The following is a 19,217-nucleotide window of genomic DNA, read 5'->3' as shown; positions in this document are numbered from 1 at the left end:
TTTACCGCGCCTCTTTCAAGTTGCTTTCATGACTATTGCAGCAGGGTAGCTTATCGCCTTTTTTCGCGTTTCAGGCTTTATTTTATAACGGTAATCTCTTTGACCTTATCTTTCAAGGATATTAACACCACTTCGCCAAAAATCTGTGTGCCGTCAACCATGTATGAATCAATATGAGAGGATGGAGCCCTATGGCATACAACAATGATATATTGCTCTGTTGAATGCGGAATCACAATCCGGCATGCTTCTACGCTCTTGTCCTCTGCCAACTCACCAGTATATAGGTAGACTGGAACTTTTTCAACGATAGGAATGCTTGTTTCTCCCGCGCGTAAAGGGTAAAGAACCTGCATCATCGATGTTGTACCTGAACCAGTTCTCTCGTAGGTCACATATTGGTTAGGCTCCAATAGATTATATTCATAAGAAATAACACCCTCGCTCTGCTCAGCCTTAAGTCCAGCAGTCTGGATCGGAATAATGCAAAGATTTGCATCATTCTCATTTGTCGTACGACAAATACCCGTCTCCTGCGATAAGTTCAGTTGTCCAGGAGCAAAATGAAAAAACTGCTTAAACGTATGTTCATTCTGGCTTCTAAAGCAATCCACCAAAAGCCAAAAATATGGTTTTACAAAGATGATGCTCCTGCTTGGGTAGACAGCATCCTCCAAATGAATGTATCCATCATGACTCCCGCTAACGTAATCAAAATTCGGCTCCGAAATCCACTCCGTGCCTGTTCTTGAAGCTATTCGCCCAAATTGCCATGTATCGATAACTTCAGTAAATTCAGTATCATCAACTACCGTTGTATTATGGGAGCTGCACTGTTTAAGCTGCTTGCGCAGTGGCGTATGATCAGAGTAGTTGTATCTTCCTAGATCCGTAAGCAGATCCTTGCCGTACGCATGAATATCGATATGAAGCATATCGGCGTGCCCATGTCCTCCTCCAAGAGGACCACAGCGAAAATAGAGGTATAACGCTTGTTCTTCCCAGCCAGAGCGCATCACATAATGCCCTGACTGTTCAAACGCATAAGATTGCTGCGGCGGTATTTGAACGGGGCAATCTTCATAATAGCGAATACCTTCAGGCCCGAAGTTCCAAGCCTGATCAAAATCGACCTTCTCCCATCCAGCAAACCGAAACACGGGGTCTTTGAAAATAATCGCAGCAGCCGTCATAACTGACCGAATATCATTATTATCGCTATCACCAAGCATCACCTGTCTGTGATCCGGTCTTGCCCAGTAGAGTGAGGCAGCAGCCATGCTCTTTACCGAACGAGTAAAACTAGCTTCCATGGTCATTTTATTTTTTTGAGCCAGAGTCATAATGTCTAGGAAGCAGTTCAGCACCTCATGATGATATGTAGGGGACTGCTCCCAGTGAATGCCGTCCTTCATCACTTGCAGTCTTGACGTTTCTCTCAGCCTCTCAGCCGTTAGTTGCTGCCAGTGAAGTGTTCGCTTAAATTCTGGAACGAAAACGGACATTTGGAATAATCCACTTGTCTCAATAACTCCCCAGTTGCTAATATTACTCCAGCCTGTGAATGATGAAGCTAAATATTCCGCATGCTCATGGAGGGAGACTAACATCTTTGCAAATAGACGCGGCGTCATAACTTGGCTTTCAATTAAATAAGGCAGTGCCTTGATCCAGTTGCTGCAGCGTAGTCCCGCCTCAATAGAGCGCCAAGTTAACGTATTCCTAGTCTGCGCCGAAGGAACAGGATTTCGATCAATCCAATCCTCTAATTGTAGACAGAAGGTGCTCGCATATTTCTCATCTCCAGTAAGCTGATAGGCTTGTCCAAGTGCAATCCAGTACCGGTGTCGATTAAGCATGTAGGCCCATTCCACATCACTACCTTGAATGTGATTCCAATCGATTAGCCGATCAAAGTTTACAGGAATACGGGTACGTTCCATATCCCACTGAAAGCGGAATAGGAAGGTTTGCGATACGACCTCATCAGCTGTTTGCAGCACATCCTGCACTTCTTCTGAGCAATGTACATGAACATAGTCGCAAACCTGTTGTATTTCTTTCTTTTGCAAATACATCCTAGGAGAAGTTCGCTCTATAAAATATTGCTTTAACACCGCAAATGCATCATCAAGCTGATTCTGAAGGATGGCCTTCTTTACCACTTCTAACCCTTTATAATCAAGGTTTAATAGGTTAAATAGGCGCTCTTCATACTGAGCTTGGTTATTTGCATTCATACCAATAACCTCCAATACCCTTCTCAAGCCTCATCAGCGCTTCCAGATAGTAATAATCTCCCCAGATCATATAGTCATCTGGCGACAATCCTCCGTGCACATAATATGATCCGTGCTTAAGCAGTCCCTCGGCGTCTTCTTCCCCAATCGTTGCGTATTTCTGAACGAGTGAGGTCATTGATTTCTCAAGATGCTCTTGGAAATAAAGACGTTCAGGGTCTTGCTGCTCCATGAGGGATAGGAGCTCTAATAATCCCGCAGCTACAATCGCAGAGGCCGAGCTGTCTCTGTAGGTATCTCTCTCAATGGGAGCATTGAAGTCCCAGTAGGCTACATGGTCGTCTGGCAAATGCTCAAGGAAATAACGGGCAAGTCGCTTTGAAGCTTCGAGGAACTTTTTATCCTTCGTGTAGCGATAGGAGAGTGCGAATCCATATACCCCCCACGCTTGTCCCCTTGTCCAAGTTGAACCATTCGTATACCCTTGATGCGTCGCCCCTCCGATCGGTTCACCCGTTTCTGGATGAAAGAAGAACGTATGATAGGAGCTGTCATCCCCTCTTACTAGGTAACGCCTTGATTTTTCTGCTTGGATACGGGCTGCTTTCATATAGGATGGATTTCCTGTCTGTTCGCTCGCCCAATACAACAGTGGAAGGTTTAACAGACAATCGATGATAATCCGGCCGCCCTCTTTAGCATCTCCCTTTTGTCCCCAAGCTTGAATATAGCCGCCAGGTTCACACCACCGGTTCATAAGCAAATCCGCTGCTTGTAGCGTTAATTGTCGGGCTGCTTCATCCTTCTCCACGATCCATTGTGCTTTGGAGGACAGTGAGTATAAAAAACCGATATCATGATGATCGAGCACAACGTGATCCTTCAAACGTTGATGAAAACTTGTAACCGTCTGATCCGCCGCATTCCGAAACCGTTCGTCTTGTGTATATTCGTAGCATAACCACAGCATCCCGCTCCAAAAGCCATTGGTCCAATCATTATTTTCATTCAATTCATAGGATCCATTGCTGCTGACATGAGGGAATTTCCCCTCAAATCTTTCTATATTTTTTAGCGTCTTTGCAATAGCATCATCAATAGCCGTTTTCCACACGATGCAAGGCCCCCTTCATTCAACATTTTATTAGTTACGTTCAATCATATCGAAAGAATGATCGTCTAATGAGAATGAATTTTTGCAGGAATGTGCATTATTTTGACTTTTTTCTAAAAGTCGTATGATTAATGATTGGAATACAGAAAGAGGCTTCCAAAGCCTCGTTTAAGACGTTGGAAACATCTTTTTTGATGTTAGTCTCACATGTGCTAAGATTCAACCAACAATAGGCGTCACTCTGTTGCAGGCTTAACAACATACATGGTTTCGGGTGGCATAACAAATTTATAGGTGCAATCCGTCCATTCAGCCATTATAAGTTTATTTGCCAAATCACGAATTCCAAGCTGTACCTTGCTATAAATAGCAAGCTTCCCGCCGATCTCAGTACGAATCTTGGCTTCCATCAGCTTTCCATCCAACCATTCAATATCAACCGTGAACCCGTCCCTTGCCCGCAAGCCTGTAATACGGCCGGATGTCCATGCGGGAGGAAGTGCGGGCAGCAAAAGCAGCTCGCCTCCGTGCGATTGCAGCAGCATTTCTTGAATTGCCGCTGCCCCTCCAAAATTAGCGTCAATCTGAAATGGCGGATGATCTCCGAATAAATTAGGATGAACGGCTTTACGCAACAAATCTTGCAAGCTGTTATGGGATTTGTCGCGATCACCTAACCTCGCCCAAAAATTCGCAATCCAGGCCTGACTCCATCCTGTATGTCCGCCTCCATGCGCCAATCTCCGCTCGAGGGTACGCCGTGCGCCTTCTCCTAATTCCGGCATTCGATGAGCCAAAATTTGCTCCCCCGGATGTAGAGCAAATAGATGTGAAATGTGGCGATGTCCAGGCTCAGCTTCCTCATAGTCAACAGCCCATTCCATAATCTGACCGTACTGGCCAATCTCCGGCTTAGGAAGTCTGCTCCGAGCACCCATCCATTCCACTTGAAGCAATGGATCAAGATCAACAATTTTTGCTGACTCTATACAGGCGCTAAATAACGCATAAAGTATCTGAGAATCCATCGATGGACCAACGCATAACGACCCGATTGCGCCGCTTTCTGATACATAACTGTTCTCTGGAGAAAGGGATGGTGCGGTTATAAGCCTGCCTTTGTCATCTTCGATTAGATAATCGAGGAAAAAAAGCGAAGCCTCCTTCAGCACTGGATAGGCTCGTTCACGTAGAAACGATACGTTGCCGTTGTATCTGTAATGCTCCCATAAATGAAGGGCAAGCCACGCACCTCCTGATGGCCAAAAGATTGCCGGCGCCCACGCGCAAAATATCCCTGTTTCCGCCCACAGATTGGTTACAGAATGTGCTACAAAACCTCTTGCACCGTATAATTTGCGTGCCGTTTCTCGTCCGTTAATTACCAGCCGATCGATGAGGTCGAACAGCGGCTCGTGACATTCAGCCAAATTGCCAGCTTCCGCTATCCAGTAATTCATCTGCAAATTGATATTCAGATGGAAGTCAGATTCCCAAGGAGGTGTGAAGCTTCCATTCCATATTCCCTGTAAATTAGCCGGCAGGCTGCCAGGTCTTGAACTTGCTATTAACAAATAACGTCCGTAATGATAGAACAACGCTTCAACACCTAAATCTATATGACCCTGCTGATAATGCAGCAACCGCTCAGAGGTAGGTTTTTGTTCAAGTTCAAGATTATTCTCATCAGCAGAGCCTAATGTTAGTGAAACTCTATCGAATAAATGACTATGGTTTTGAACATGCCTATTCCTAAGCTCTGCATATGGCAAAGAAGCTGCCTGCTCCACCTGTTTGAGCGCCTCCATGCTCGGATCAATGCACCTAAACGAGGTCTGTGCCGCTACTATTAAAGTAACTGAACTCGCATGACGGATATCCAAATAGTTCCCAACCGTCTGTATCTCGCCTCCATCCACGACTGCTCGTAATACAGCTGCGTAATGAACGCCACCTGGCCCACATTGTCCTTTCATTGTCAAAGTATCATCTGCCTCACTTCCAACTTCCCCCTCGAATGGCCTTCGACTCAAACGAGCAGTTAAAGTAAGAGCAGCCTGCTGCGAAGCAGTCATGCGGACAATTAATACTTGGTCTGCTGCACTAGAGAAGACTTCACGCCGATAGTGAATAGACTCAGACTTATACTCAATAAAGTTGATTCCAGAATGAAGATTCAACTGTCGCTGATAGTCCGAAGCGTTGTGATGACCTTCCATTTTAATGGTTAAATCACCAAGCGGCTGATATGGGCCAAAATAATGCGGAGCATTGGTCATATGCAGCAACGCTAATCTTTCTGCTTCCTGCGGTTCTCCTTCCAGCAATAAGCTTCTAATTTCCTGCAGCTTTCCAATGGATGCTGGATTATCATTGCCTATCGGTCCTCCATACCAGATGGAGTCTTCATTTAATTGAATTCTCTCGGATTGAATCCCACCGAATACCATGCCGCCCAAGCGTCCATTACCGATTGGAGATGCTTCAGTCCAAACATTAGCAGGCCGTTTCTCTATTAATCTATCATTGTTAATCCCCATATTTTCTCACTCCAAATTAGTCCTTTAGAACGCTATGCTGGTAACTAAAATATCTAGCAATTTATTATCCAAGGAACTTAAAACGTTAATAATGCTGAAATATACAACAGTCATCATTCCACTATAGAGCAAACAAGGACAATTCAAAGGAGCGATACTGACTTTGGGCAAGTAAGATTTTGACTATTTGACTATTTGACTGTCTGAATCTTTATGTCAATGCAATTCAATTCCTTGCTTTGTTTTAAATACTACAGTGCCTTTTCAAACATCATCTTTTTTTGTTTAGTGGCAGCGGTTCTGCCTTCGATTTTCGCGGAGGAGGTGGAGAAAAAAAAGGGGATAAGCGTAGAAATCATTGATTTTTCAGACTCATGGAGGACCAATGTATTTTCAACACAATGAAAACATGTCGAAGGACTCCAAAAAGCACTGGATTTTTAATAACAAAAAGCCCCCGCCACCTTCCGTTCCTTCGACGGTCAGCCATGCGCGAGCTATGTCATAAGAAAATTCTTCTATTCCTTATTTTAAGTTTGAAGATTGCTATTTCAATTGACTTTAGCAGAAGCTAATTCAATTGAAATACCATCGCAAGACCCACCGTCTCGGGCGTCTTCGCTCCTAAAGCAGGATTTCAAGCCCTGTGCTACTTAAATAACATCATATCAATCAAATCGTTTCCAATACGTGATGCTCAAGGATTCAACAATCCTTTTCATATCCCGCCCAGCTTCCCGCCTTGCAACAGCTGACGTCTCGTCCATTCGTTAGCGACGATCGCATCACCTTCCAAGGACAGCTGCTCATATAGTCGTCTCCTAAGCACAGCAAGCAACTCTGCGTGCTCTAACTTCCCACTCACATTGACCAGTTCGCCAGGATCATTAGCCATATCGTACAGCTCGTCGACGTCTGTTAAATTCCAAACATACTTCCAATTTGTCGTGCGAATCATCCGCTGCGTATAAAGTCCGAACTGTTGGCCGTTATAAGTCGACACAACGGCGTCCCGCCAATCGGCAGGCTGTTCCCCAGCCAGCAGAGGCACAAGGGAATGACCCTGCAAATCGCCAGGATCATGCGTTTGCAGATTGAGAAGCTCCAAAATCGTCGGCGGTAAATCTAAAAAATTATAGACAAATCGGTCACATCGTCCGCCCACTTCTACGTCCCCGACGACGCCCGGCATCCTAATGATCAGCGGCACCCGAACAACATCGTCATACATGATGTAGTGCTTATCCATCATACCGTGGGAACCGCACATATCACCGTGATCTGCGGTAAAGATCACAATGGTGTTATCCGCCATACCTAACCGCTCCAGCGTCTCCAACACTTGACCAATTGCATCGTCGAGCTGACTAATGATGGCGTAATAACGGGCAACAATCGGCGCCCAGTCCTGCCAATCATAATCGACAACGCCCCAGCTCTCCAGCTGCTGGCGCTGAATGTACGGCTTTCCGGCAAAGGTATCGCGGAAGCCTGCCCACTCCGGGATGTCCGCAGCAGCATACATCCCTGCAAAAGGAAGTGAAGGTCGGCAGGGCAAGTGGGGATCGCTAAAGTGCAGCGCCATATGCCAAGGTCGACCATCGCCTTGCAGCCGCTCCAGCGTCTCACTTGCACGCGCGGCGAACCAATGTGTCTCTGCGTCCTCTAGCGGGAGCGGACTCTCTTCTCCGAAGAAGCCATTCTCGTATCGGACGTCCGGATGCTTTTGCGAGATAAAGTCATGATAGTCAGCTTCGCTGACGTATGAATCGAAACCATAAGCCGCAGGACCGTGCACCGGATTGACTCCCCATTTGCCCAAATATGCGGTTGCATAACCGCTCTCCGCAAGTGCTCTCGTCCATGTATAGGCTTCCGGCGGCAGTGCTGCCACAGGCAGCGCCCCGCTGTAATTCCATAAAGCGCCAAATGTTTCCGGCCTTCTGCCGCGCAGGAGCGACTGCCTCGCCGGTGCACATACCGGCAGTACGGAATAAGCGTGGGAGAAGGAGACTCCCTGTTCAGACAGACGGTCAATGTGTGGTGTGCGAACGGGATATTTACCGCTGAAGCCCACGCAATCCTCTCGCAGTTGGTCTGCCGTAATCAGCAGTACGTTAGGCCTCTGCTCTTTCATCGAGTGTGGCATGCGCGCTCAGCTCCTTTCCTTCCCGCAGACCCTGTGTACCGGTCCGATATTCACGCGGCGAGCAGCCGGCATAACGAACAAACAGTCGGCTAAAGAACGATGGATCGTCGTAGCCGACCATGGTCGCGATGTAGATGACCTTCTGGTCGGATTCCAGCAGCATCCGCTTCGCCCGTTCAATACGAATTTCGTGCAGCAGGTCGAAAACGCTCTTCCCGAACTCCTCGCGCACCAATCGGTTCAGCTGCCTTGTGCTGACATTGAACAGGCCAGACAGCGCATGAAGCGTAATTTTTTTGTCAAAATGGCGTTCGAGATAGCCGGAAATCCGTCTAGCCATCATTACTCGTTCCGATTGGCGCGGTGATTTATGAATACGCTGGCTTTGCATATAGGCGTAATAGCGAGACAGCAGAACGAGCAGCTCCACCATCTGCAGGCGAATCAACGTCGTGTGGCCGAGGCCGCGGCTGTTGAGCTCACGGATCATATTCTCCAGTAGCGCCAGCACGGACGACGCCTCCTGCCCGTTCAGATTCAAGTAATGGTTGAAACGGACATCCTGCTTCAGGAAGGGATGTACGTAAAAGTAGTCCATCGATGCCGTTATTTCCAGCTCCTGAAGCAGCGCATCGGGAATAAAGGACGGCATAAACAAACAGTTGATGATTTCCATACTCCCGCCACTCTCTACGGAATAAGCATGCGTCTCGCCGGGATTGATAATAAACACATCGCCCGCATGAATATTGTAATGGTTGCCTTGGAAGATATGGACGCCCTGTCCATGCACCACAAAGACGAGCTCAATGAACTCGTGACCGTGTTCAGAGACAGACGCTTGCACCATACGATTGATCCAGAACGGGAATTCATCCTTCATGTAACTATTGCTTCCCAGTATATGCCCCATCCTTCATCCCCTCGGTTCGTAATCGGATCAAGATCCGATGGTCTGTTCATGCCGCCCGTCTGTTGCCTGATCGAATCGTTCTCGGCGCGGATCCTGAAACCATTCGTCCCAAATCATCCCTGACTCCGCCAAAATCTGCTCAATGCGTCTGCGGAACGGAAGTCCCGCCTCGCGAAGCTGCCGATCCTTCGGATCCTCACGGCCGCAAAGCTTCGCCTTCACCCAACTATCCAGCTGCCGTTCCAGCTGATCGGCGAGCTCTGGCTCCCGCTCCGCAAGATTTACCGTCTCTTCTGGATCGGCATCCAGATCATACAGCTCTCTAGGCGGTCTAGTAAAAGGCCCCGCGTCGTACGTGCGAATAAACTTGTAGCGCTCCGTCCGTATGCCGCGTGCCGCTTGCCATGCGCATTCACTAAGGTAGACAGCATCGTGCGTTCTGTCAGCCAAGTTGAGAATAGAAGGCCATAAGCTTCGGCCGTCCATGCCTGGCGGGTCTGCAACCTTCATAAGCTCGATACCTTCTGGCTTCTCGCTGCGTATCGCTTCCAGTATTGTCGGCATGAGGTCAACCTGCTGCACGAGACCTTGCACCCTGCGCCCCTCTGGAATACGACCCGGCCACCGCATAATAATCGGTACATGGACAGTCGGCTCGTATAAGCCGCAATGATCCCAGTAGATGTCGTGCTCCGTCAGACTTTCACCATGATCTCCGAATAGAATGAGCAGCGTATCCTCTTTGATACCTAACTTCTCCAGATGAGCGTCGAGTTCCTTCAAACGATCATCAAGATAGCGGATTTCTGCATCATATAGCGCGTCGTAGTAAGCGCTGTCGGTCACTGGGCCAACGAGATCGTAATGGTGATGCTTAAAGAAAGGGTAGGCGGGATGATTGTAAGCCGGTTCCATGCTTCGGTTGTTCGGATCATACGGATCTCGCCCTGCTTCATAAAAGTCTGGAATATAGGATTCCGGCGGCAAATAAGGCGTATGAGCATCCCAGTAATGAAGGAACAAAAAGAACGATTCATCCTTATGCTCCGCCAGCCATGGCATAGCCAAATCGTTGACTGTTCGGCCGTCGATCCAGCGATTGCCGCCAACGCTGTTCGTATAGTAGCGATAGCCGCGGGCAAACCATTCCTTAAGCTGGTACAAATTGTCCACTGCCGATGTCGTGAAGCCCGCGCCGCGCAGCAGGTTTGGCAGCCACGGTGTCGATTTGGGCAGATGCGTCAGCTCTGAGCCATGGGAGACAATCCCTGTCGTGAGCCCTACTTTGCCTGTAAAAATGCCGGTATGCGCCACTTCGGTTGGAATGTCTGCGGCATAAGCTCGCTCGAACAGCACACCTTGCTCGGCAATCTGGTCCAAATATGGGCTTGTTGGCTTCGAATAGCCGTACCCGCTCAGCCTTGATGCACGAAGCGTATCCAGCGATATCAGTATGATCTTCATTGTATGTCTCCTTCGGGTAGTCCGGTATTCCGGTCCTTATTCACCTCTTGGGTTATGCTCGCTGCGCCGCATGCTTGAACCTCATATTGGCATGCAGCCAGCCCATTACGGCTTCGCCGTTATTCTGCAATGAAGCAGAAGCGGTGTCGATTATAATGTCGGGCGAGTGCGGTACCTCGAATGGGTCGGAAACGCCTGTAAAATGGTGCAATTCCCCGTTTCTCGCTTTAGCATACAAGCCCTTCACATCACGGCGTTCGCACTCCCCGAGCGGGCACTGCACATAAACTTCCACAAATCCGGGCAGCTGCGAACGGGCATAGTCCCGCATTTCCTCATAAGGGGTGATGGCAGAGACGAGCACATCTACGCTATTGCGAGAGAGAAGCTTAGCGACGTAGACGATCCGTTTTATATTTTCCAATCGATCCTCCCGTGAGAATCCAAGTCCTTTACAAATCGTTTCTCTAAGCTCATCGCCATCGAGCAGCTCTACATTCCGCCCTTCCCGCAGCAGCTCTGCCGCAATATGCCTGGCCGTCGTCGTCTTGCCTGCTCCCGACAAGCCCATGAACCATATAACCGAGCCATGTTGTTTATCCATGTTGTCCTCCCCTCTCGCCGAGTTCGGTCGCTTATCCGATTGCAGGCACGTCAATGGGCATCCCGCCGGACTGATGCGAACGAATTGCGGCTTCAATAACTTCCTGTGCGGCAAGCGCATCCGCTCCTGACGCCTCGATCTTCTCCGGCGCATCGCCTGCTTTGACCTGCTCGATGAATCGATTGATCCGATGGGTAAACGTATCATTGAAGCCCTGCATCCCGCCAAACAGCGAGTTGCGTACAACGAGCAGCTCGTCGGAGTGATGCGGATAATATGTCATGCTTTCATACACGTTATCGATAACAAACCGGCCTTCATTACCTGCGACTTCGCAATATTCAATGGGATGCCGCATCGACATGTCGTAGCTGCCGGTCAAGTGGCCAACCGCGCCGGATGCAAACGTCACATTGACGGATGCGGTCGACCAGCTCTGCCGTCCCGGCGCCTTGGTCATGAACGCTTGAACCCGCTTAATATCACCGGCAAAATACCGCATGACATCGATGGAGTGGGGATGCAGAGCACGCATGTGCAGCCATTCCGTATCCTCCTGCGGGTTCTGAATCGTTAGCCGCATATTGACAAAGAGAAGAGAGCCTAGCTTGCCAGCTTCAATCAGCTCTTTCGCTTTGTAAGCAGCCGGCGTAAATCGATGATTCAAATTACAAGCGAGCCGGACGCCCCTTTCCCGGGCGGCAGCAACCAGCGTCCTCGCTTCCTCGATCCGATTAGAAATCGGCTTTTCTACATGGACGTCCTTGCCAGCATCGATCGCAATCATCGCGGGTTCAAAATGATGACTGCCCTTCTCAACCCCCGCCGTCGCTACGACGACTAGATCGATCTGTTCTTTAGCCAGCAGCTCTCTCAGGTCGGTATACGCAGGAACGCCATGTTCAAGACCAGCTGCCTCCGCGCGTTCTAGCATCAGATCACAGACAGCCGCAAGCTCCGTGTCTGGATGCTGCCGATAAGCACGGCAATGGATTTTCCCAATATGATTGACACCAACGACAGCAACCCGAATCATTTGGATGCCGCCTCCTCCTTGGATTGAAGGGAGCGCGCGCCAATAATATTGCCGATATGCAGTGACTCGTATGCCTGCTCAGACGAGGTGAACGTCTGGCCTTTGCCATGCCAATTCAGATTCGTATAGATCGGATTCGTACGACCCGTCTGCTCTTCACGTTTTGCAATATGGTCCTCCATCCGCTTCGTAAGCAGTGCAACGACTTCCGGCTGCAGTTCCGCCACATTGTTGTTTTCTTCTGGATCTTGGATCAGATTGTACAGCTCTACCTCCGGCTTAAAATGGAAGTCCGGCTCAAGCGATCGGATCAGCTTCCATTCCGGTGTGCGCCAGCCGTGCTTGCGCATCCACGTGCATTCCGTCAGATACAGCTCGCTTATCCGCTCTGAATCTTCGCTCGCAACCGGCTCAAGCAGGCTGCGGCCGTCGAAGGAAATGCCGCTGTCGATGCCAATCAACTGCAGCAGCGTCGGCATAATATCCGAGATGACCGACACATCCTGAGCCCGTTTTCCCGCAGGCAAACGCCCCGGAAACTTAATAATAAGCGGCACAACAAGCGTACAGTCATATAGGCCGTGATGATCAAAATAACAATCGTGCTCATACAGCGTCTCGCCGTGATCCGACGTGATAACGACAAGTGTCTCTTCCTCTAAGCCCAGCGCGTTCAGCTTCTCAAAGATACCTTGGATACAAGCATCCATATAAGCGATTGCTCCATCATATTGGGCACCAACATAAGCTTCATCCGTGACGCCTTCTGGAATCCATGACTTTAAGAAGTCGGCGAACGGCTTGAAATTATAAACCGGCTCCATGGAATCGTTGGCTGGGTCCTTCTCGTCCTTGCCGTAGAACATCCGCTCGAACGGCGCAGGCGGCAAATACGGTGAATGCGGATCCATATGCCGCATGAACAGCAGAAACGGCTTATCTTCTGCCGCCAGCCGCTCCAGCTCTGGAATAGCGACATCGTTTAGATTTTGCGCCTTAGGCGTACGTCCCGACTCGTCAGGCACCCAAGATTCATAATCGAGATACGTATGGAAACCGCGCGATGATGGATTGCCCGAGAAGCCGACACATGATGTGTTATAGCCGTTCTCCGCAAGCAGCTCAGGCAGCGTCTTCACGTGACTGCCAAGCGGTCCTTCGTGGCGCAGCGCCACAACGTCGGTTCCGAACACATCCATACCCGTCAGCATCGATGCATAAGCCGGCGTTGTCGGAATGCCCGGGCTGAAATGTTTCTCGTATAGAACGCCCTCGGCAGCAATTTTATCCAGATGCGGAGTAGTCAGCCTCGAATAACCATACGCACTCATATGATCCCGACGAAGGCTATCTATGCCGAACAGTAGAATATTGGGTTTCTTATTAGTCATTTTGAAATCCTCCTTTTGGATGAAAATAATGCTTTTATCGTGCGTTCAGCTGTTTAAGAACCGCATTTAGATAGCCGTACGACTCAGCGGCTACGATGGATACCTGCGCAAGCGTATGCTCAGGTGAAGCACCAATGACCTCAACGACGACCGGTCCGTCGTAACCTCCATCCACCATCGCTTTGCAGTAGCCATATAGATCGATGTCGCCTCGTCCGCACGCCTGAAGCATGATCGGTCCAGGTCCCTGCTCCCGTCCTTTGCAGTCTCGGATATGAACATGCTTTACGCGACTAAGCACAGCGGGCAGCGCCTTCTCCGCATTTTCGCCGGCACGGTGGATATGGCTCGGGTCCATGTCGATGCCGAACGCTGGGGAGATGATCGACTCCATCGCCCGCAGCGTGGTCGGCGTATTGTGAATGGCATTGCCGACATGAGCTTTGACGCAGAGCGTGATGCCAAACGAAGCCGCTCTCTCCGCCATCCGCGCAAGCATCTCGATTGACGCCTGCAGGTCTTCTTCGACACCCAGCTTTCCGCCAGGACCAACGTTTACGATTGGAATACCAATTTCAGCGGCAGCTTCGAACGCTGGGAGCAGCCGCTCCTCATTGAGCGATGCAACCTCAGTCGACAGAAACGTTAGGCCGTTTTCCTGCACAATCGCCTGCAGCTCACTCTTCTGCTGCTTCCAGCGGCTGAGATCCAGATGCTCGCACATGCCTTGAATGGCGGCGATCTCTACACCGTCGTAGCCGCAGGCTGCGATATGCTTCGCCGCTTCGGCGAAGTCGAACTCTTTGAACAGTACGGAATTGACACCCAGTTTAATCATGTATGAGCCCTCCTGAATAATGGATTAGTAAAACATGTATTAGTTCATGTTCCTGCAATACCTAAATTGAAATCGCAGGCAACAAAATAGCAACTCGCTATCTTACTGAGATTATTTCAGATAAAACGGATCACCGTGCAGCGGCGGCAGCGGCTGAGGACGAACGACCTCTCCTCCGCGTTCATATGATTCCTGTACGGCATGCACATACTCCAGCACAGCAAGCGCATCGCGTCCGCTGGCGCGCAGCGCATCCGGAGACACCTTGTTGTCAACATCCTCCAGAAATGCATGCAAACGATGGTTGAAAGTCCGGTTGAAATCATTTGTTCCGAAATCCGTCACTTCAGGCTCAATCGGAACGCTGATCGCTGGAATGCCTTTGTCCGCTTTCCAGAACGATACTTTCTCGACGCAGTTCTCAATAGTAAATGTTCCCTTCGAGCCCCCAACCTCAAGACTCCACCAGCCGCCTAGTCCATAGACCGCATCGCCGCGCTGACTCAATAGGTAGCCAACTGCACCGTTTGCGAACTTCATATGGATACTGTTGATGGACACCATAACATCGCCTGCACTCCGGCGGAAGCCTGGTCGGTCGGAGAATGTCTGGATGTGCGTAATATCACCGCAGAAATGGCGCATAACACTGAATGGGTGGGTCAGGAACGCCCGCATATGGAAGTAAGGGTGGCCTTTCACTTTATCCGAGCTGGCAAGCGCATAGTTGAGCTCGCCGCCGTTGAAGCCCATTTTAGCCAGACAATAAATTAATTCGCCCACCTCTCCGCTCTCCATATATTGCTTCGCCTTCTCCGCCGGCGGCGTAAAGTAATGGTTCAGGTTGCAGCCTAGGTACACCTTCTGCTTCTCAGCAAATGCCACCATCTCGCGGCCTTCACGCACATCGTTGCACAGCGGCTTCTCCACGAGCACGTGCTTTCCATAAGACATCGCTTCCATCGCCGGTTCAAAATGCCAGCTGCCGTTGTCAATGCCGCCTGTCGTCACATCGATCACCTGAATATCAGGCTCGTTCTCGATCATGTCCTTAAGCGTATAGTACGCCTTTACACCGTGCTTCTCTGCAGCTGCGTCGGCGCGTTCCTTAATGACATCGCACACCGCTACGACATCAGCCAGTTCATCCTCCTTGTAACAATTCGCATGGTTGTTGCCGATCCCGTTCATGCCTACAATTCCGATTTTGACCGCCATATTCAACTTCCTTTCGTCCTCTGAATTGAATAATGAATTTCCTAGATCATATCGATAGCCTAATCGCCAAGCCGTCATAGTTGTAAACGCTTTATAAGTTCATCATACTGTCTCCTTCTGTCCAAATCATGGCGGTTCGGGACAAAAACCTTTCCGATCGAGACTGCTTTTAAAAAAGGAGAGGCTCGATTTAGGATCTACATCAGACAGCTGGTAAGCTTAGGTCGATCAATGTTCTCACGAAGTGAGATTTGCAGCGACCGATTCACCGCAAGCATCCTAAAAAAACCGCAATCCTAATGACTGCGGCTCTCTGAATGAGGACAAAATCAATTACCTTACAATGAATTTCTGTTGTGCTCAAGTGGTGCAGTCCATGCTTGATTATCCCTTAATAGCGCCTGCTGTCATGCCGGCTACAATTTTTTTGTTGAAGAAAATAAACAGAATGAGCATCGGAATAGAGATCAGAACAATATCGGCAAATAACAAATTCCACGATGTCGTAAACCGGCTCATGAAGTTGTACAGCGTCAATTGCACCGTCGCGTTGGAGGAGCCTGGGAAGAAGTAAAGCGGATTAACAAAGTCATTAAATACGTTTATCGATTCCAGCACTATGATGGTTGAAGTAACGGGCTTTAGCAGAGGAAAAATAATACTAAAGAACAGCCGCCCGCCGCCCGCGCCGTCAATCAAGGCGCTCTCATCAATTTCGCGCGGCAGCGTTGCCACAAACGCTTTGTACAAAATAGCTGCAAACGGAAAGTGCAGCGCAACCTCCACGAAAGTGATGCCTGCCAGCGTTTTGAACAGGCCGATCGAGTTGAGTACCCAGATTGTAGGCACGATCGCGGGCGGAATCATCAAACCTGCCAAAACTAGAAAGTTTAAGAAGGAAGAAAAGCGCCCCCCTTCTCTGCGATGCAGTACAAATCCGGCCATCGCGCTGACGATGATCAGTACAGTGATCGATAATACCGTCAGCAGCATGCTGTTATAAAAAGCGCGGACAAGCATATGATCGGCAGCAGTCAACACATCCCTATAATTTTCCAAAATATGAAATGATTTTGGCCACGACATATTCATAAGTGCAGATTCGGCTTGATTCTTAAAAGAATTAATAATGACAAAATAAAACGGAATCCAAAAAATGGCGGTGCTGAGCACCAGCGAGAACGCGGCAACGATCATCCTCTTAGCTGCGCTGCTTATCCCCCTGTTTTCGCTCCGGTTCAACGGTTTGCCCACGCCTTTATTCATCATTCGGCTCATTTCGCTGCTCATAAGTGCACCTCACTTTTCGTCAGGTACTTATACAGAGGAAACGCCAGCAGTGACACACCGACAAACAGGATGACGTTGCCCGCAGTTGCTAGGCCATAAAAACCCGCCTGATACTGCTTGTATATGATCGAGGCGATGAGGTCGGTCGTGAAACCCGGCCCCCCCTTCGTCATGGCCCAGATCAGGTCGAAGGAACGGAGCCCTCCGATGAATGAGAGTATGATGACCGAATTCATCGCCGGTCTGCTTAAGGGAACGGTAATATACCGGAATGCGTTCATGCTGCTCCCGCCATCGATTTTGAGCGCTTCGTAATATTCGCCTGGAATGGCTGAAATGCCTGCGATATAGATAACGGTAGCAACGCCGATACCTTTCCATACGTCTACTAAGGCAACAGACAACAGCGCGATCTTCGTATTGCCAAGCCAATCGGGTCCGTTAATACCAAATACAGCTAGACTTGTATTGATCAGTCCTTGCGAAGGATGCATCATAATCGAGAAGGCGATTCCGACTGCGATCGTGCTAAGCAGCGTTGGGAAGAAAATAACAGAACGCAAATAGTTTTTAAATAAAACGGTAGAAGTGAGAAACGCACCAAGCAAGAGGCCAAGGATGACCTTGAGGCCGCAGGTTACAACCGCATAAATTAACGTGTTTCGGAAGCCGATGCTGAGCGCCGTCTCTGAGAAAAATGTGACATAGTTGTCGAAGCCGATGTAATTCCAATCGGTGAGTGTCCAACGCGTCATACTGAAGAATAGCGATAATACCGTTGGCAGCAAGTAAAAGACGAAGTAGATCAGAAATGCGGGAATAAGAAATAAATAAGAGTAAGTCCGAATCGTCAGCTTGGTCATGGCTCTCCCCTTCTTTCCGGAGAAAACGGACTCCGCAGCTTCTTGCGCGGAGTCCCGTCTTCAACTAGAATTCCCGCATGCGGCGGGCGTTCTACCAGCCCGGTAGATTTAACTGCTGCGCTTGTTTCAGTACGTCTTTGTCATAATCCTCGGCGCCCTTCTGCGCGGAGGTGATGCCGCTGCCAACAGCGACAGTGAGGTTCTCAAGGTTCGGGCCTTTGACCGGCGATACGAACTCCAGCGCAGGTGCCGTCTTGCCTTCATCGAAGTATTTCTGCATTTCTTTGACACCTTCGTAAGCATCGTCAGGGAGCTCAATTCCTTTAATAACATTGGGGCCTGCCGCCTTGACTTTAGAGGCAAATATGTCCTGGCCTTCCTTAGACACGAAATATTCCGCGAACTTCTTCGCGGCTTCTACTTTCTTGCTGTTCTTGTTGATGTACAGACCGCTCGGCATCCATACCGTCAGTCCGTTGACGTCTGCGCTATCGCTTGGTATTGGGAAAACGCCGATGTCATTGATCTTGTCTGGGCTATTTTGCAAGATGGAATCAAGTGCGCTAGTCAGCATCGGATAGTGTACACCTGTGCCATCGGCCAGCATTTTCAAAGCAACGTCATATGTTGTGGCTAGGAAGTCCTTATTCATATAGCCTGCTTTAAACGGTTCCTCCGTCTTTTCGAAGCTGCGCAGTGCAGCTGGTGTCGTTGCGTACTTCGCCTTATTGTTCGTGTAATCGTCTGCGAAATTCGGAACCTGCGCCTGCAGGTTGTAGTAATCACCGAGAACAAACAGCTGGGACGTCCAAGTATCCTTGTAGGACGCGATAACAGCGGTTTTGCCCGCAGCTTTGATCTTCTCATTGTTCGCCATGAATTCGGTCCATGTTTGCGGGACGGTTAATCCGAGCTCACCGTACACCTTCTTGTTGTAAAGTATCGCACCTGCGGAGCTTGATCCGACGGGCGCGCCGTACACCTTGCCATCGACCGTAACGACCGTTTTGAAGGAATCAAGCACGTCCGCCATAAACGACTCATTCGTCAAGTCGAGAAAGTTATCCACCGGATTAACTGCCTTCAGCAGCGAGCCCGTATTATAAACGAGAAGGTCGGACATATCTCCTGTTGCTAGGCGCGTCTTGACGAGGTTGTCGCCTTCCGTGCCATCCGGTTTGATGTCATACTCAATGGTGATATTCAGCTTTTTCTCTGCTTCAGTGGCAACAGCCTTGAGCGCTTCGAGCGTTGTGCCTGAATTGCCTACCATCAGCGTTAAGGTCGTTTTCGCTGCAGGTTCGCTTGTCGTGTCCGTTTTCCCGTTCGTAGCGCCGGTGTTGTTCTTCGTCGCAGAGGGGGTGTTGTTGCTGCTGCCGCATCCAGCGAGCAGCAGCAAGATCATCATCACGCTTGTCACAAATGCGAGTGTTTTGGCAGTCGTTCGTTTCATCGTTCTGCAGCCTCCCTTTGTAGGCATGGACCCTTGCTTTCGGCAGCCGTCCATCGTTGCCTCTTTTTTTGCATCACTGATGCTGTAAGTTACAATATGATGAA

Annotated in this window: 14 protein-coding genes; all 14 read right to left on the bottom strand. The window is 49.4% G+C overall.

Features of this window, described 5'->3' with window-relative positions; translation table 11 throughout:
* Positions 1–77 precede the first annotated feature (77 nt).
* Complete coding sequence (locus tag AC1DOV_RS27670) at positions 78–2,240, bottom strand: alginate lyase family protein (RefSeq protein ID WP_477551548.1); 2,163 nt, start codon at positions 2,238–2,240, stop codon at positions 78–80.
* Positions 2,227–3,354, bottom strand: coding sequence for a glycoside hydrolase family 88 protein (locus tag AC1DOV_RS27665; RefSeq protein ID WP_477551547.1), 1,128 nt, complete (start codon positions 3,352–3,354; stop codon positions 2,227–2,229). Before AC1DOV_RS27665 ends, AC1DOV_RS27670 begins: the two co-directional genes overlap by 14 nt.
* 236 nt (positions 3,355–3,590) lie before the next feature.
* A complete protein-coding gene (locus tag AC1DOV_RS27660; RefSeq protein WP_477551546.1) occupies positions 3,591–5,894 on the bottom strand; it encodes a glycoside hydrolase family 95 protein in 2,304 nt (767 codons plus the stop codon).
* Positions 5,895–6,612: 718 nt separating this feature from the next.
* The gene (locus tag AC1DOV_RS27655) at positions 6,613–8,043 is read right to left on the bottom strand and encodes a sulfatase family protein (RefSeq protein WP_477551545.1); all 1,431 of its coding nucleotides are present in this window, start codon (positions 8,041–8,043) and stop codon (positions 6,613–6,615) included.
* The gene (locus tag AC1DOV_RS27650; RefSeq protein WP_477551544.1) at positions 8,012–8,926 is read right to left on the bottom strand and encodes a helix-turn-helix domain-containing protein; all 915 of its coding nucleotides are present in this window, start codon (positions 8,924–8,926) and stop codon (positions 8,012–8,014) included. The genes AC1DOV_RS27655 and AC1DOV_RS27650 overlap by 32 nt, the downstream gene beginning before the upstream one ends.
* A 57-nt stretch (positions 8,927–8,983) precedes the next feature.
* Positions 8,984–10,420, bottom strand: a complete 1,437-nt coding sequence (locus AC1DOV_RS27645; protein WP_477551543.1) for a sulfatase family protein — start codon at positions 10,418–10,420, stop codon at positions 8,984–8,986.
* 52 nt (positions 10,421–10,472) lie between these two features.
* Positions 10,473–11,024 (bottom strand): adenylyl-sulfate kinase, encoded by a 552-nt coding sequence (gene cysC, locus AC1DOV_RS27640; RefSeq protein ID WP_477551542.1) that lies wholly within the window; start codon positions 11,022–11,024, stop codon positions 10,473–10,475.
* A gap of 31 nt (positions 11,025–11,055) precedes the next feature.
* A complete protein-coding gene (locus tag AC1DOV_RS27635) occupies positions 11,056–12,060 on the bottom strand; it encodes a Gfo/Idh/MocA family protein (RefSeq protein ID WP_477551541.1) in 1,005 nt (334 codons plus the stop codon).
* Complete coding sequence (locus AC1DOV_RS27630; RefSeq protein ID WP_477551540.1) at positions 12,057–13,451, bottom strand: sulfatase family protein; 1,395 nt, start codon at positions 13,449–13,451, stop codon at positions 12,057–12,059. The genes AC1DOV_RS27635 and AC1DOV_RS27630 overlap by 4 nt, the downstream gene beginning before the upstream one ends.
* A gap of 34 nt (positions 13,452–13,485) precedes the next feature.
* Positions 13,486–14,289: a sugar phosphate isomerase/epimerase family protein gene (locus AC1DOV_RS27625; protein ID WP_477509193.1), complete on the bottom strand. Its 804-nt coding sequence runs from the start codon at positions 14,287–14,289 to the stop codon at positions 13,486–13,488.
* Between the two features lie 111 nt (positions 14,290–14,400).
* Positions 14,401–15,507: a Gfo/Idh/MocA family protein gene (locus AC1DOV_RS27620; RefSeq protein ID WP_076269500.1), complete on the bottom strand. Its 1,107-nt coding sequence runs from the start codon at positions 15,505–15,507 to the stop codon at positions 14,401–14,403.
* A gap of 384 nt (positions 15,508–15,891) precedes the next feature.
* A complete protein-coding gene (locus AC1DOV_RS27615) occupies positions 15,892–16,797 on the bottom strand; it encodes a carbohydrate ABC transporter permease (RefSeq protein WP_477551539.1) in 906 nt (301 codons plus the stop codon).
* Positions 16,794–17,660 (bottom strand): carbohydrate ABC transporter permease, encoded by an 867-nt coding sequence (locus AC1DOV_RS27610; protein ID WP_076269499.1) that lies wholly within the window; start codon positions 17,658–17,660, stop codon positions 16,794–16,796. The genes AC1DOV_RS27615 and AC1DOV_RS27610 overlap by 4 nt, the downstream gene beginning before the upstream one ends.
* A 91-nt stretch (positions 17,661–17,751) precedes the next feature.
* On the bottom strand, positions 17,752–19,113 hold the full coding sequence (locus AC1DOV_RS27605; protein WP_076269615.1) for an ABC transporter substrate-binding protein: 1,362 nt from the start codon (positions 19,111–19,113) through the stop codon (positions 17,752–17,754).
* Positions 19,114–19,217: the final 104 nt, after the last annotated feature.

The organism is Paenibacillus sp. 01T47, from assembly GCF_056398245.1.
Note: the sequence above shows the minus strand (reverse complement) of the source record. Positions and strands in the feature narration are given on the sequence as shown.